The sequence below is a fragment of the Vibrio iocasae genome (assembly GCF_042245395.1).
GTDB classification, from domain to species: Bacteria; Pseudomonadota; Gammaproteobacteria; order Enterobacterales; family Vibrionaceae; genus Vibrio; species Vibrio iocasae.
In genome coordinates this window covers 667,779-684,408 of sequence record NZ_CP145310.1, presented here as the reverse complement: position 1 = coordinate 684,408, position 16,630 = coordinate 667,779, and the positions used below count along the sequence as shown (strand labels likewise).

Sequence of the window (16,630 nt, the reverse complement as noted above, 5' to 3'; positions counted from 1 at the left end):
TTTTTCCGTTTTGGCTCGTACCAATTTGAAATATCCCCGTGGTGACATATGCTTTCTAATAGATAAGGGGATAACCCCAGAATAAATTACGTCACGTTGGTAAAAATCAGTTTATGACTAGATTCCTGTGGTTTTGTACACTGCTTTTGTGTCACTCGGTGTCAGCAGCAAACCTAACTGTTGACGACGACTTTTGGCACTTGAATCTAACTCTCCCTTTAGAAACCATATTGGATAACAATTACAGCGCGGAACAGGTTCTCGATCATTCGGCATTTGATACCAGCCTGTATAAAGATTCTCTCTCTCCCAACAGCGACACTTACTGGTACAGAATCAACATATCGGCATCTCAACTTACCCAAACCATGAAAGTGGCTTTGGTGTCACAAAGTCATTTACAGCACCAACTTGATCTCTTTCTCTTCAGAGGGGCTTCATTAATAAAATCCCAAAACCTTGGAATTTATGATCGCCCGCCATCGACTCAATTATACGAAGGGATCGTTTTTAAGTTTTCTATATCACCCAATGAAAAACTGACGTTACTTATTAGGAAGCAAAGTGATGGCCCGGCGATTATGCCGCTGAAGCTTATGGATGAGCTAGCATTCAAAGATGATTTAAGCAAAACCACGATTTTCTGGGGCGTATCTGTTGGGGTCCTCTTTGCCCTCGCAATCTATAACACCATCATTTTTTCCCTGAGCAGAAACAACGCGCAATACGGTTGGTATCTGCTTTTTCAAATATTTATCTTTCTGAACTTTGCTCCCCTATATGGCTTCGGGTACGTGTTCTTTCCAGACTCGTTTGTGCGCTGGCTTGGAAGTCATATGGGCACGTTGCACCTGATCATTCTCTGGTGTGCGTTGATGTTTGGTCATCACTTTCTGGATATAAATAAGTATCGACCAAGGCTTGGTCAGGCCATCGAAAAAAGTGGCTGGCTGTTTATCATATTGTTGTTCGTGAGCTTTCAGATAACGGAGCTCCAACGTATGTACATCACGTCTGTGTTGATTGTGATTGTGAGTTATATCTGTATTAGTTCTGCTTTCATTGCTTATAAGCAAAAGTATCACCCCGCATTTTATTATTTACTATCATGGTTGTGTACATTCGCAGGTGCGTGTACCGGATTTCTTACCTATAGCAACCTCTTGCCACAAAACCTGATTACTCTGCATAGCTTTATGCTGGGTGTCATGGGAGAGCTCTATTTACTATCCGTTAGTTTGGCTAAACGAATTCAGTATCATGAAGAACTGGACAAGCAACACCGTCTGTTAGATCAGGCTCTGAACATGCCAAATCAGACTTTTTACCGTTACAGCATAGAGAAGCAATTCCGAAAGCGAGGCATAAAGACAAAGCATATCCGTTTAATCCTTATCCATATGGAAGGGTTAGAACACCTGATCAGCGCCCTTGGTGCCGAGAAGGTCGCTATCGAAACAAGAAAACTGATGTATCGATTGAGAAAACACATTTCAAAACTGCCATGGCAAGTTAACCTGCAACTGGCTAAAGATCACTTTGGTATCGCGATTACTCCCCTGCAAACCGTCATATTCGTTACTGATGATGAACTGGCAGAGCATCAGGTAGATACTCTGCTAAATGTTTGGCAGACACAGTTGAATGACAGTTTTTATTTTTCGGACATTCACCTTAGAGCCGCATGTGTCACCGGAGGTTCGGGCAAAATCACCAGCCTTCATCAAAAAGCGAACATGGCACTGCTGGAAGCCAGAAAAAAAGGGGTCAAGTGGCTACCTTATAACGAACAAATGACAGAGGAAGTCGAAGCTCGAATTCACATACTGCATGAATTAAGACGAGCGATAACTGATCAGAAAATTGATATCTACATTCAACCAAAAGTGAACCTAAGTACCAATCAAGTCATTGGGGGGGAAGCTCTGATGCGTTGGCATCACGACTCGCTAGGAATGGTTCCACCAAACGTCTTTATTCCTCTCGCTGAACAAAGCGGTGTTATCCATAGCCTGACCAGAATCGCTATTGAAAAAATGTTTGCATGGATAGCCCCATATCAATCAGATATTTGCTTGTCGATAAACATTTCCGCTATCGACCTGAGGCAACCAGATTTTATTCATTACCTAGAAGTGATGAGCCAAAAGTACGATACCAATACTAGTTGCATCACCTTAGAAATTACCGAATCACAGGAGCTGGAGAAATCGCAGGAACTTATCAAAACCCTAGCCGCAATTAAAGCGCTTGGGTTTGCTATTTCGCTGGACGATTTTGGTACCGGGTACTCTTCCATGGCTTATCTAAGCCAGCTGGATATCGACGAAGTGAAAGTGGATATGATCTTTGTGAAAGAAGTTCAGAATAACCCGACCAATCAGACGATCATCAAAACGCTGTTCAATATGGCTGAAACTCTGCAAGCCAATGTCGTCGTAGAAGGTATCGAGACCGTTGAGGAACTGACTGTGATTAAACAGCTAGGTGGTCAAGTTGGTCAGGGGTATCATTGGTCTCCTGCAATTGCTGCCGAACAGTTCGAACAGCAATATCTGCAGAATAAGCTCAAACAAGTTAACCACTAGCCTCGACCGTGATCCGAGAAATAATCAATATCTGGCCCCATCGGGACTACCTGTGTCGGGTTAATCATGGTATGGCTAAAGTAGTAGTGCCTTTTTATATGGTAGAAATCTACCGTTTCAGCGACACCCTGATATTGATACAACTCTCTGAGATAGCCCTTAATGTTTTCATACTGCTCAATCGTCTGCTTGTTACACTTAAAGTGACCAACATAAACTGCATCAAACCGAATCAAAGTTGTAAATAAGCGCCAATCCGCTTCGGTAAGAGAATCACCTAACAAGTATCGATTATTCTCAAGCCTTGCATCAATATTATCCAATGCATCAAATAACGTGGAGTAAGCCTCCGAGTAGGCTTGCTGAGTAGTCGCAAAACCAGCTTTATAAACACCATTGTTAATGCTGTTATAAACAAAGCTATTTAGCTCATCAATTTGATCAACCAGTTCATCGGGGTAAAAGTTTAAAGCATTCTCGGTAATACCATCGAATGCAGAGTTAAACATACGGATAATCTCTGACGACTCGTTACTCACAATACGATTAAACTTTTTGTCCCACAAAACAGGTACCGTCACCCGGCCAGTATAATCAGGTTTGTTTCTCGTATAGACCTGATGCAGATAGTCATAATCAAACAGATCGTCACCGGTACTGTGGTTACCTTTATCGAACGTCCAACCATTCTCCATCATATCCGGGCTCACCACAGAGACAGAGATATGGGGCTCCAGACCTTTAATTTTGCGAAAAATAAGGGTTCTGTGCGCCCACGGGCAAGCGAGTGAAACATACAAATGATACCGACCTGACTCCGCTTCGAACCCTGACTCTCCTGATGGCCCAGCCGAGCCATCAACGGTTATCCAGTTGCGTAGCTGTGCATCTTCTCGCTGAAACTTACCTTTACTGGTTTTGGTGTTATACCATTTATCTTGCCAAACACCGTTTACAAGTAACCCCATAACATCTCTCCTTTTAAGGTAAATCAAACACAAGTGCTACGACTGTATCGTGTGTATTGTTGGTCAGCTCAATGCTGTCCTGAGCTTCCACTTTTGCTCCGTCTCCAGGTATTAACTGGGTTGAATCCGCCAGTAAAGCTCCGCTAACTTGATGTACATACACTCTTCGACCCAAAGTTACGTCGTACATCAATGAAGAGTTTGGCTCAAGAATTAATTGATGCAACTTAGCATCCTGTTTAATTAACAGGGTTCCGTTTTCACCAGTAGGCGTTGCTATGGTTGTTAAACCCGCTTTCCGGCCAAAATCTTTTTGCTGGTAACCAGGTTTACCTCCAAACGAGTTCGGCTCAATCCAGATTTGCAGAAGAGTCAGCTCATCTGTCTGTGAAGCATTGTACTCACTATGGTAAATTCCCTTCCCTGCCGACATTAACTGAAACTCTCCCGCAGGTAACACACGGATATGGCCTTCGCTATCCTTATGTTCAATTGAGCCGCTAGTGATATAGGTGATGATCTCCATGTCACGATGACCATGAGTATCAAACCCCGCTCCCGGATGGATTAAATCATCGTTAATCACTCTAAGTGCAGAAAATCCCATATGTTTAGGATCATAATAATCAGCAAATGAAAAAGAGTACTTAGTGTCCAGCCAGCCATAGTTTGCGTGGCCGCGTTCTTGTGCGTGTCTAACAGTAATCATAATGCCTCACTAATCTTCAATATTTTTCATCATTATTGAATGAGGTAAATCTTCGACTCCTCACCTGTTGAAACTAAGTTTAGATGTGCTAGATTGATTAGAAAATCGGAACATTTTGAATGGTTACTTCAAATTATTTGAACAATGAGTTATGCATCAGGCAATCACCATAGAAGCGCTACAGGCACTTGATGCCATCGACAAGCGAGGAAGCTTTGCCGCAGCAGCTGAGTCGCTGTATAAAGTCCCCTCTGCGCTCAGTTATACAATCAAAAAGCTCGAAGAGGATTTGGGTGTACCCTTGTTTGACAGGAGTAAACAACGGGCAAAGCTAACACCAGCAGGAAAGCTTGTACTGGAACAAGGCAGAGAGATATTGCTCGCGGCAAACCGACTATCCGATGCGGTCAAACAGTTGGACTCAGGTTGGGAACGAGAAATACGAATCGCCAGAGATACGGTTGTTCCTCAACAACCTTTGTTGAACCTCGTTTCGAAGTTCAACAAGCTTGAACACAACGTTGATGTCACTCTTGGATTAGAGGTTCTGGGTGGTGGCTGGGATGCTCTGCATAGCAGACGGGCAGACATTGTGATTGGTGTGTCTGGCGAGCTTCCAAAGGGCCTTTTCAAAGCACACAAAATAGGCAGTCTCTCTTTTGTCTTTGCGGTATCCGCTGACCACCCTCTTGCCAGTTATGAAGGAATCATCGATAACGACCAACTCAGAAAATATCCTTCTATAGTAGTAGCAGATACATCTCAGATTTTACCAGTGAGAGAAAGTGGCCTTTTCCTGAGTAAGCAGGTTATTCGCGTCAGCTCTATGGAAAGCAAAATAGAAGCGCAATCTCAAGGGTTGGGCACTGGATTCCTTCCGCTGCATATGGCTGCTCCCCTCCTTAACTCAGGCAGGCTGGTTGAGAAACAATGTGCTATTCCACGTCCAGATCAGGCTGTTTTTATCGCCTGGCATAAAGATCAGCAAGGCAAAGCATTCGAATGGTTTATAGAACATATGTGCCAGACTGACTGGTTTTCTGCTTAACATTTATCAATCAAAACCGGTTTTGTTATTTCTGGCATTCATCACAGTTATAGCACTCCTAACTTGATAGAATTCTCAATATCAAACTAGGAGGTGGTTATGAACTTAAGGTCAATACAAGCTCGCATAGGGTTATACATCTTTACCTGCTCATTGGTTATCTCATGCGTTCTTGTCGCTACTTCTATTGTAAGTTCTGATCAGATATTAAATCTCACCCGAACAAAAACCGAAGATTTGGTTACCAATCTGACTGAAGCGAGTCTGGAAGCCGAAACAAACCGAATCGCAACCATGATCGGTGACGAAGTTCTATCCGCACAAGATTATGTCAGTTCACTCGCCATCAGCTTTGAAGCGGTTAAGAAAGAGCAATCCGTTGGTGGTATTGGAGCGATGGAAATGCGTCAGTTGCTTAACAGTTTACTGGCAAAAAGCCTAGAGTCGCATCCATCCTATACGGGTATCTTTAGCGTCTGGGAGCCCAATGTCCTTGGTGGTGCAGACAAGATTTTCCGCCACCAGCCTGGCCATAACAAACAAGGCCGTTTTGCTCCTTATTGGTCATACACCTCTGGAGAGCTTTCATTAACTCCGCTTAACGATTTTGAGAATACAGAGCGTTATGTATCGGGTGACCGTTTAGGCGAATACTACCTGTGCGCAAAAGAAAGCCTAACGCCCTGTTTTATCCAACCACATCAGTATGTTGTTCAAGGAGTCGAAACTTTAGTTTCAGCTATATCTGCGCCAATTGTTCTGGACGATAAATTTTATGGCGTTGTCGGTTTAAATCTGAATATCGAACAGTTCAACACGCAAACAAAACAACTGGCTAATGCTTTGTTTGATGGCAGTGGTTCTATTTCATTACTCACCAAAACCGGTTTTGTCATTGCATCAAGTAACACCAGTATTGCGAATCGTGTGACCAGCGATCCGATATTGATTGAAGCCACTGAAAACAATCAGGTAATGACAGTGAATCAGAATGGTACTCTGGTCTCTTCTGCACCGATTCATATTAAAGATACAAACACCACATGGCACATCGTTGTTCAGATTGATGAAGGCGTTGTGTTTAATGATATTCATCAACTTGAACAGCTAATTGTTACAGAAAACGACAAAACCCGAGTTCAACAAGTCCTTATCGCTGCGATCGTGGGGCTTGTCTGCGTATTTATCACATACCTTTTGAGTAAGAAAATCGTAAGCCCAATTCGCCAGACAGTCGGACTGCTTGCAAAAGTGGCGGACGGCAACCTGACCGAACGAGCATCTACTAAAACCAACGATGAAACTCGCCAGCTCGCTAATGCTTGCAACCAATTTCTAGATAAAACACAACCCGTGATTCAAGATGTGTCTGAATCCACGAAGCTTCTTTCACAAGCTTCAGATGCAATATCAAACGGTGCATCTGAAAACAAACTGCGTATCGAAAAGCAGCAGGAAGATCTTAGCCAGCTATCCACAGCCTCTTCTGAAATGGCTTCCACATCAGCTCAGCTAGCGGAGATTGCCCATCAAGCCTCTGAAGCCGCGGTGACAGGTAACAAAGCGATTCATTCGAGCAAGTTAACCATAGAGCAACTTAAGAAAGTGACTGATGAGCTGGCAAATGATGTTACACATACCACTGAGGTTGTCACAACGTTAAGCAGCCGTAGTCAGGAAGTGTGTGATGTTATGACTGTAATTGAAAGCATTGCTGAACAGACAAACCTCCTGGCATTAAATGCCGCTATCGAAGCCGCTCGTGCAGGTGAGCAAGGTAGAGGATTCGCAGTGGTAGCCGATGAAGTACGTTCCCTCGCGATGCGCACACAAAATTCCACTCAGGAAATTGGCGAACTTCTTATTTCGCTCCAGGCCGATTCAGACAAAGCAGTAAAAGCCATGGCAAACAGCCAGCAGAAGGTATCACTCAACCTGAGCCAGGTTGAAGAAGTTAGTTCTAGCCTGCTCTCTATTCATGAAAGTGTAGACACTATCGGAAGCTTAAATGATCAGGTTGCCACAGTGTCTGAGGAGCAAAGTGCGGTTGCGGCCGAAATAAATCTGACGGTTTCCAGTGTCAGTGCCGAAGCTGCAAGTGTGGCAATCGAGAGTGAGAAGTCGGAATCCCTGAGTCAGGAACTTGAAAAAATTTCTCATTCACTCAGCGATTCTGTATCAGTATTTAAAGTTTAGCCAGTTAAGGCATTTATCGTAGGGAACATATATTAGCTCGTTAGTCCTTGTTGAAAGCATCTTGCTTTTATTACTTTAATTTTTCTTCACGTTTGTGGTTGTTTGGGAACCTTCTTCCGGGGTTCCCATTTTTTTATCTACTCAGACCCGCGAATGAGCTTGTGTTCCCCTTACAAAAAGCGCAAAATGCGCGACCTTTACAGCTAAATCAGCCTGTTTCTACTCTGCCGACCGAGAGCAAATTCTATGAGTTTTACCCAACTGGGCCTTTCACTACCTATTTTAAAAGCCATCGAAGAGCAAGGTTACGACATCCCTTCTCCTATTCAGCAACAAGCAATTCCTGCTGTACTTGATGGAAAAGATGTTATGGCTGCGGCTCAAACAGGAACAGGTAAAACGGCCGGATTCACACTGCCTATTCTGGAACTTCTCAGCTCAGGCCCACGAGTAAAAGGAAATCATGTTCGCGCGCTTGTACTGACACCAACCAGAGAACTGGCCGCTCAGGTGAATGACAGTGTCGTCAAATACAGTAAGTATCTTCCTACTCGTTCTAACGTTGTCTTCGGTGGCGTTAAAATTAACCCGCAGATGATGAACCTGCGTATAGGCTGCGACGTACTGGTCGCGACTCCGGGAAGACTTTTAGATTTATTCAATCAGAATGCCGTTAAATTTGATCAACTTGAGGTGCTTGTTCTGGATGAAGCCGACCGTATGCTGGATATGGGCTTTATACGAGACATCAAAAAGATTCTTAATTTACTTCCTAAGAAAAGACAGAACCTGCTCTTCTCTGCCACTTTCTCAGAAGAGATTCGCGAACTTGCGAAAGGCTTGGTGAACAACCCAATCGAAGTATCCGTTAACCCGGCAAACTCCACAGCAAGAACCGTTGAGCAAAATGTATACCCTGCCGATAAGCGTAAAAAAGCGCCTATGCTTAAACAACTCATCATTGATGGAAACTGGCAACAAACGCTGGTCTTTTGCAGAACAAAGCATGGCGCAAATCGTCTTTCCTATTATCTGAACGACCAGGGAATAACAGCCGCTCCTATCCACGGCAATAAGAGTCAGGGGGCACGAACCAAAGCACTGGCTGATTTCAAATCAGGAGATATTCGTGTACTCGTCGCGACAGATATCGCGGCTCGCGGTATCGATATACCGCAGCTTCCACAAGTGGTGAACTTCGATCTTCCCAATGTAGCTGAAGATTATGTTCATAGAATTGGACGCACAGGTCGTGCTGGTGAAGTGGGTCAGGCATATTCGCTGGTATGTGCAGACGAGGCACCTGAACTATTTGCAATAGAAAGGTTAATTCAAAAAGTGATTCCAAGGTTTGAACTGGAAGCCTTCCCTGTAACAAACACCGTACCAGAGTCCAGATTGGATACCCGACCTATCAAGCCAAAGAAGCCCAAAAAACCTAAAAAGCCAAAGGTGAACAAAGATCATGTAGATGGTCAGCGCTCTGGGGATAATGCTAAGGGTCACAAGCCGACTGGGAAAAATCGTCGCCATATCTCAAAGGGAAATAGTACCTCTAAGCCAAAGAACGCTCGCGGTGAAGCTAAAAGCAAAACTAACAATCACTCCGGTGGTAAAAGCACAGGTGGGAACAACACCCCTGCTTCACGTAAGAAACCAGTAAGGAAGCCCCGCAAACCGGCTCAACAGTAGCGAAATACCCAATCGCTCCAATTATCAATTTAGGCCCCGTAGACTCAGAGTTACGGGGCCTTTTTGCACCATAAGATCTAACCAAGATCTTTATTTGACAGTTAAACAGACATTAATATACACTTTAACTGTCAATTAAATGGTGAATGTATGAATCTCTACTCTATTACCCAACTCAGCGAGCTTGTTGAACTTCCGGTCAGAACAATACGCTTTTATATACAAAAGGGACTTGTAGATCGGCCTATCGGTGAACGAAAAGCCGCGAAGTACAGTGAACAACATGTCGAACAGTGCTTACTTGTAAAAAAGTGGAGCAATGCCGGGCTATCTCTGGACAAAATTGCATCTGCACTAAAAGAACCACCAGCAGACATACCTGAACCCAAAAAAATTGCTGGTGAAATAAGTATGTTGACCACAATTCATATCGCTCAGGGTATAGAGATCCAAATTGACCAAAGTGTTGCCGGACTTGATCACGTCACGATACAAAATATCGCCAAATCTGTAACCCGTATTCTGGAGGGAGCCAATGAACAAAACTAATCACTTCAACCAATCACCTCTTAAAGAGGCAAACATCAACATTCGTTTCTTGTTTCCAGTGGTTACAACCGAACTTACTCAACACTTTTTTAATGACAGCGATACTGTGATAGAAACGTGTTATCACTTCCCTATTCCACGCGAAGCGGTATTAGGAGGCGTGCAAATTCGGATTGGTGAACACTCTTATGAAGGTCAGGTGCTAGAAAAGTTAGCCGCTGACGAGAAGTACGAAGAAGGTATTGCCGAAGGGAAACGTGCGGTACTCATTAAAGATGTGGGAGATGGTTTATACGAACTAAATCTGGGTAATCTGGCACCTCGCGAATCCGCTGAGATATCCTTAACTTTGCATCAAATAGCAACAACGGAACGCAATCAGCTTCGCTACTTTTTGCCTACGTTTGTAACACCTCATTATGGCGTGAAAGACTTTTTTGGCTCGCCCGAACCATCCACTAACGCTCTGGTTAGCTATCCCTTTGTGGCCAATGTCTACTTGCCCGACTCTTCAGAAATTTCAAACTCATCACATCAAATTGAAGCTGTGAACTCAGAACAAGTTCGATTCACCGGTTTCTTAAATCAGGACATCAGTTTCACACTAAGATGCGAGGCTATTGTATCTTCGTTTTTCACAACTGAGTTCGATGGTCAATATGCGACTCTTGGATCTATCGTCCCAAATGAAAGTGTCCTAAAAAAACCTGCCTTAACGAACAGTGGTAACCACGATAAACCAAGAGCGGTTCAGTTGCTTGTCGACTGTTCAGGTTCAATGAGTGGCCCTTCTATTACGCACGTTGCTCAAGGTTTGCAGGAAGTGTTTATTGAGTTTCCCAAGAATCGCCCCGTCAACCTTATTGAGTATGGTTCCGATGCACACAGTATTTATGATTACCCCAGAGAAGCGACTGAGGAGTTCACTGACGCTTTGAACACCCTCTCGGCTGACTTAGGGGGAACAGAAATAGAACTGGCGCTTGAACTGGCCATAAAACAGGTGAAATCAAAAGAAATGGTGAGCGATATTGTTCTTCTTACTGATGGACAAGTGTGGGCTCACGACCACTTTGATAAACTAATTGGAGAAGCAAAAGCCTTAGGGATTCGCATTTTTTGCATTGGCGTTGGGTTTGCCATCTCTGAATCGATATTACAAAGGCTTGCTGTTGAGACTGGTGGATGTCTAACACTGGTTAACCCACACGAAAATATGGCAGACGCTCTAATTAAAGTATTTACACAATCTGCTCATCACAGCTTGCCAGCAAAAATTTACGTTCATGGAGCAGAGTTAGCGACACATTCACTCTATCATCCTGCGTTCCTGTACCAAAACCAGAGTAATGCAGTAGCTATGATTACTCATCAGCGTCCGAAGAATATTGTCGCTCAACAGGAATCAGAGCATAGTTTCTTGACTCAAGACCCCAAGTTAAACTTTAAAACCGCTATTTCGCAGTTAGTGGCTAAGTTACTCATCAATAAATGGGGCACCAGCCGAGTTGAACAGGCAACAACATTAGCAACCAAAGCCAACATCATCTCTCCGTTTACCAGCTACACCATGGTGGGAGAAGACGCGGTTCCCGCAGCAGACGGTATGCCTGAGCTCGTTGCCGTTCCACAAATGGATAAAGCGTTCATGTCAGCAGCACCAGCGAATGCATCCAGACCGGCACAGCCTGTTAATGCTTCGATGGATACAGACTTTCTGGAAGTACCTCCGTTTCTGAGAAGACGCGCAGAATCGGATTCTATACCTACCTTTGACGATGATGATTTACTTGATGCTCTTGATAAGCGCTTGAGTAGAAAGAATAAACAGAATCGAATGAGAACTCTTAATATTATTGAAGCAAGGTTGGATCGAAGAAACGGCAAAGCTCGCCCTGCTAGTGAAACTTTATGTTATGACTACTTGGTGCGTTGTGGATTCGATATTGATGAAATACAAGCGTTTGGCCTAGATAACGAAGCGGCAAACTGTGCAGCCTACCTGATACAACTGGCTGAGCAGGAGAACCACCCGTTTAACCAGCGGGTAGAAACCTTATTGAAGGTGAAATCAAATTTCGCCAGCTGATAACCTATAAAACGGAAAGATTCTCCTCTTTCCGTTTTTTTATTTTTTTCACCCCACTTGCACAACTCATCCGTTTATACCTGTACAAACAAAGTAAAAGGATGATTAATCATGCTAAAACAAACCATTTCAGCGTCTATCGCTTTGTCTCTCATTGCTATCTATGGGTGTACTCATAAAGAAGAGAGTCAGAGTGCAAATACTGATCAGGCGAAAGCTGCACATCAAATTAGTCTGGAAAATGCTCGTAGAGAGAAAGAAGTTATTCTGTTGCAACGTATGGAACTTCAGGCGGTTCCCGGCTCTATTCGTTCTCACAAGAAAATGGTAGCTGAAGCTTATCTCGCATCAGCGGATATCGCCTATGGTATGGACAACCGAGACAACTACCTAGACTCCCCAAGCAATGGTATACAGCAGGTTGTAAACAATCCGCTCTCTACTTTTAGTATTGATGTAGATACAGGCAGTTACGCCAATGTGAGAAGTTATCTCAATATGGGAGAACTACCACCGTCAGACGCCATTCGAGAAGAGGCCTTTATCAACTACTTCCCTTATGAATACACGGAACCAGCAGACAAATCTGTGCCTTTTAACGTACATACCGAAGTTGCAACTGCACCATGGGACTCCAACCGACATATTCTGAAAATAGGTCTCAAAGGCTACGATATTCCTAAGTCTGAAAGAAAACCTTCTAACTTGGTGTTTTTAATCGATGTGTCTGGTTCTATGAACCAGCAAAACAAGCTTCCACTACTTAAAAAAAGCCTAGGTATGCTGACTAAGGAGTTAACCGAGCACGATACCATTAGCCTGGTGACCTACGCAGGCAGTACACAAGTTGTCCTTGAAGCAACAAGTGGCGACAACAAAAAAGCCATTCAGAACGCTCTGGAGAACTTAACAGCCGGTGGGGGCACCAATGGAGAGAGCGGTATCAAGCTCGCTTCTCAGCAAGCGGATATTGGATTTGTTGATAATGGTATCAACCGTATAGTGCTGGCAACAGATGGCGACTTTAATGTTGGAGAAAGCGATATCGAACAACTTAAAGAACTTATAAAAGCCGAGAGCAAAAAAGGTATCTCCTTGACAACGCTGGGGTTTGGCCGCGGTAATTACAATGACGCATTGATGGAACAACTGGCAAATACCGGAGATGGCAACCATGCCTATATCGATACACTGCATGAAGCGAAGAAAGTCCTTATGAGACAGATGAGTGGTACGCTTCAGACAATCGCATCCGATGTAAAAATTCAGGTTGAGTTTAATCCGGCTACTGTAAAAGAGTATCGTCTGATCGGTTATCAAAATCGCTTGTTAAAAGACGAAGACTTTAATAATGACAAGGTAGATGCGGGCGAAATAGGTGTCGGCCACACAGTAACAGCACTTTACGAGCTCACACTTTCTGGGAATGAAGGTCAAATCGATAAGCTTCGTTATCAAGAGACTGAGTCTGTAAAGAGTAAACACGCAGATGAGTTGGTTCAGGTCAAAGTCAGATATAAACTACCAGGAGAATCAAACAGCAAACGTATCTCTCACACTGTTGACCTTGATAATATTGAAAATAACTTTAATGCCACCAGCAAAGAATTTCAGTTTGCTACTTCAGTCGCTGCATTTGCTCAAAAGCTAAAGGACAATCAGTACATGGATAATTTTTCTTACGAACAAATCGCAGCGATCGCCCGAACCAGTAGAGGTGACGATCCATATAATTATCGCGGAGAGTTTGTTGCACTAGTGGAAGTTGCACAGAGTTTATGAAGCAAACCGATGAAGAACTGATGATTGCGTACAGCAAAGGCGATGGTAGCGCCTTTGCTGAGCTGTACCAGAGACACAAAGCGTCTTTGTTTCGCTACTTTGTCCGGCAGTTGCCTGACAATCGGGCCAGAGCAGAAGAGTTATTTCAGGATGCTTGGTTTCGGGTAGTAGATAAACGCCAAACTTATACGGAAAAAGCTAAGTTTACCACCTGGCTTTACTCCATTAGCCACAACTTAGTGGTCGATGAGTATAGAAAATCAAGTGTCAGAAAGCCTGAACTGGTGGTAGTCGGTGATGATGAGTTATCCGTCTCTACAGATGATCCGGAGCAACGCAAAGTATCCGCATTGAAAAACTGCATCGAATTGCTGCCTGAGCAGCAGAGAGAGTCCTTTCTACTTAAACATGAAGCTGGATTCGAAACATCACAAATTGGCGAGATAACCGGCCAAAAAAAAGAGACGATAAAAACCCGTCTGAGATATGCCCTTGATCAACTCAGGCACTGCCTGACCAAAAAGCTGGGAGAGAGAACATGAATCAGAAATACGATGATCAGGACATCATCTCCCTGTATAAAAAAGGGGCAACAGAAACGCCATCGGCTGAAGCTGACAATGCGATATTGGAATATTCAGTTTCTAACCTCAAAAAATCACGAAACTGGTGGCCCTATATCGGCCTTGCAGCCTCAGTAGGTTTTGTCGCCATACTGGCCCCATGGCAATGGCAAGAGGAGCCATTATCCGTTCCTGTTCCAGAGCAGGTTGAGGCCTTTTCAGATGAAATGTCACTGATGGGAGTTGCACCAGAAGCAGAACGAGCAATACGTGCTAAGTCTAGCCGACAGCTATCTATATCTCCATTTACCCATATAGAAAGACTATTGCAGGAGGACAGAGTTGATGAAGCACGCTCCGAACTTCAAGAGCTACTTAAAGCACATCCAGAGCTAGAAAAAGAGCTACCGGAGCACTTGCTGGTATTGCTTGAAGAGTAACCCTATTTCGATTCGTTCCCAATCAAAAATGCCCCCGAATATCACATCCGGGGGCACGCAGTATAAACGCCGTGGCAAGAGGTTACTTAGTCAGGAATCGCTTCACGAACTCGGTAATCTTCACCATATCTTCGACCGCGATAAACTCTTCTGTGGTATGCACTTTCGCCATGCCTGTTGAAAGGTTTACTGTTGTAACTCCCTTCTTGTTGAAGTTGTTTGCATCACTACCGCCACCAGTACCTTTGGTAAAGGCTTCAACACCAATATCAGCGAACGTTTCTTTAATCGCCTCCACGTGTGCGTTATCTTCTTCGATAACGAAAGAGTCGTAAGCACGGCTCGATTCAATTTCTACTTCGGCACCGTGTTTTTCAGCCACGGCTTCAAAGGTTGAAATCATATGATTAACCTGCGCTGCTAATTTCTCACCGTTCAGGGAGCGAGCTTCCGAAACGATTTTCAGCTCAGGCATCACAATGTTCGTCGCCTGGCCTCCATTAACCATGCCGATGTTTGCCGTTGTCTCGTCATCGATGCGAAGCAACTTCATCTGGCTAATGGCATCTGCCGCAACCATAATCGAGCTTATGCCCTCTTCCGGGGCAAGGCCTGCGTGCGCTGGGCGTCCTTTGATGGTCGCAACAATCTTCTGCTGTCCCGGAGCCGCAGTCACGATAGTACCAATTGGACCACCGGTATCCAAAACAATCGCTTCTTTTGACGTAACGTAAGACATATCGAAATATTCTGAACCAAACAAACCACCTTCTTCATGAACGGTAAATGCAAGCTCCAAAGTTTTATGTTCAAGGTTTTGCTCTTGAATGCAGCGAACCGCTTCCATTACAGCAGCAATACCCGATTTATCATCGCCACCTAAAATCGTTTCACCCTTAGAGCGAATGATGCCGTCTTCGATGATTGGTTCGATACCAATCCCCGGAGTTACGGTATCCATGTGCGCACTCATAAGAATCGAGCCTTCTTTCTGGCCCTCAAGACGCGCGTATACATTAAATCCGTTCGTGTATTTTTCCGGTACCGGCAACTTATGTACTATAAAACCGAGCTCTCCCAACTGTTCCGTCAGCGTTTCTGCAATTTCCTTTTCATTCATTGATTCACTGTCGATGCGAACCAGTTGGCAGAAATGTTCAACTAAGCGTTGCTGATTAACTTGTGTCATTTGAGCTTCTCTCTTTCTTTTAATTTGCAGCGCAACTTATGACACAGACAGACAATAGGTTATGTGAGGTGAATCAATAATAGAGAGCACCTGACACAACTCTGACGCTGATTGCTGCTTTTTGTATCACCTAAGCCAGAACTATTATCAGTCACAACGACTTATAGTAATTCAGCCCTTCACTTAAATCGTCGTAATACGTCAGGCGACCTTGATGCAGTACAACTGCACTGTCACAAAACTGCTCTATCTCCTTGATATCGTGGCTCACCATAATCACGGTTGCTTCATCTTTCTTATCAAGCAGGGCTTGTTTTGCTTTTCTGCGAAAGCCTTGGTCTCCAACCGACGTAGCTTCGTCAATCAGATAGATATCAAAATCAATAGAGATACAGCAACCAAAAGCGAGGCGTGAACGCATACCACTAGAATATCCCCGAACCGGTAAATCGTATTTAACTCCAAGCTCGGCAAACGCCTTCACCTTCTCTTCATATTCCTCTAGATCGCAGACACCGTTAACTCTGCCAATAAAGCGCGTATTTTCTCTCCCTGTCATCTGAGGATGAATACCTGTTGCAAGGGCTACCGGCCAGGAGATAGAACGGGTCATTGTAACACTGCCTGAGTTGGGGTATTCACTACCCGCAATCACCCGGAACAACGTGGATTTACCAGCACCGTTGGAGCCAAGAATGGCGATATTTTTTCCTTCCGGAAAGGTAAAGTCTAAGTCTTTAAAGATGTACTGTTTACCTAGTTTCGAAGGATAAAACTTTGTTAGCTTATTTAACGTTATCATTGGAGTCCTTAAGGA

At 44.0% G+C, this 16,630-nt stretch carries 13 protein-coding genes; 9 read left to right on the top strand and 4 right to left on the bottom strand.

Annotation, left to right across the window (positions count from 1 at the left end; genetic code table 11):
• Positions 1-113: 113 nt before the first annotated feature.
• On the top strand, positions 114-2,588 hold the full coding sequence (locus tag SNR28_RS03105) for an EAL domain-containing protein (protein WP_375749563.1): 2,475 nt from the start codon (positions 114-116) through the stop codon (positions 2,586-2,588).
• Here the strand turns inward: SNR28_RS03105 and SNR28_RS03100 are convergent.
• Positions 2,585-3,556 carry a glutathione S-transferase family protein gene (locus SNR28_RS03100; protein WP_375749562.1) on the bottom strand — a complete coding sequence of 324 codons (972 nt, stop codon included), beginning with the start codon at positions 3,554-3,556 and terminating at the stop codon, positions 2,585-2,587. The genes SNR28_RS03105 and SNR28_RS03100 overlap by 4 nt on opposite strands.
• Positions 3,557-3,569: 13 nt before the next feature.
• A complete protein-coding gene (locus SNR28_RS03095) occupies positions 3,570-4,265 on the bottom strand; it encodes a pirin family protein (protein WP_375749561.1) in 696 nt (231 codons plus the stop codon).
• Between the two features lie 151 nt (positions 4,266-4,416).
• Between SNR28_RS03095 and SNR28_RS03090 the strand changes: the two genes are divergently transcribed.
• From SNR28_RS03090 to SNR28_RS03055, 8 genes are all read left to right on the top strand, one after another.
• Entirely contained in the window at positions 4,417-5,313 is an 897-nt protein-coding gene (locus SNR28_RS03090) for a LysR substrate-binding domain-containing protein (protein ID WP_375749560.1), read from the top strand.
• 99 nt (positions 5,314-5,412) lie between these two features.
• Positions 5,413-7,509 (top strand): methyl-accepting chemotaxis protein, encoded by a 2,097-nt coding sequence (locus SNR28_RS03085; RefSeq protein ID WP_375749559.1) that lies wholly within the window; start codon positions 5,413-5,415, stop codon positions 7,507-7,509.
• Positions 7,510-7,755: 246 nt separating this feature from the next.
• Entirely contained in the window at positions 7,756-9,201 is a 1,446-nt protein-coding gene (locus tag SNR28_RS03080) for a DEAD/DEAH box helicase (RefSeq protein WP_375749558.1), read from the top strand.
• Positions 9,202-9,351: 150 nt separating this feature from the next.
• Entirely contained in the window at positions 9,352-9,750 is a 399-nt protein-coding gene (locus tag SNR28_RS03075) for a helix-turn-helix domain-containing protein (RefSeq protein ID WP_375749557.1), read from the top strand.
• A complete protein-coding gene (locus SNR28_RS03070; RefSeq protein ID WP_375749556.1) occupies positions 9,737-11,839 on the top strand; it encodes a VIT domain-containing protein in 2,103 nt (700 codons plus the stop codon). Before SNR28_RS03075 ends, SNR28_RS03070 begins: the two co-directional genes overlap by 14 nt.
• A gap of 111 nt (positions 11,840-11,950) precedes the next feature.
• Positions 11,951-13,621: a von Willebrand factor type A domain-containing protein gene (locus tag SNR28_RS03065; RefSeq protein WP_375749555.1), complete on the top strand. Its 1,671-nt coding sequence runs from the start codon at positions 11,951-11,953 to the stop codon at positions 13,619-13,621.
• A complete protein-coding gene (locus SNR28_RS03060; protein ID WP_375749554.1) occupies positions 13,618-14,163 on the top strand; it encodes a sigma-70 family RNA polymerase sigma factor in 546 nt (181 codons plus the stop codon). Before SNR28_RS03065 ends, SNR28_RS03060 begins: the two co-directional genes overlap by 4 nt.
• Positions 14,160-14,624: a hypothetical protein gene (locus SNR28_RS03055; protein ID WP_375749553.1), complete on the top strand. Its 465-nt coding sequence runs from the start codon at positions 14,160-14,162 to the stop codon at positions 14,622-14,624. Before SNR28_RS03060 ends, SNR28_RS03055 begins: the two co-directional genes overlap by 4 nt.
• An 82-nt stretch (positions 14,625-14,706) precedes the next feature.
• Here the strand turns inward: SNR28_RS03055 and SNR28_RS03050 are convergent, their stop codons facing one another.
• Together SNR28_RS03050 and SNR28_RS03045 are read right to left on the bottom strand one after the other, a co-directional pair.
• A complete protein-coding gene (locus SNR28_RS03050; protein WP_375749552.1) occupies positions 14,707-15,813 on the bottom strand; it encodes a M20/M25/M40 family metallo-hydrolase in 1,107 nt (368 codons plus the stop codon).
• Between the two features lie 151 nt (positions 15,814-15,964).
• Complete coding sequence (locus SNR28_RS03045) at positions 15,965-16,615, bottom strand: ABC transporter ATP-binding protein (protein ID WP_375749551.1); 651 nt, start codon at positions 16,613-16,615, stop codon at positions 15,965-15,967.
• Positions 16,616-16,630 lie beyond the last annotated feature (15 nt).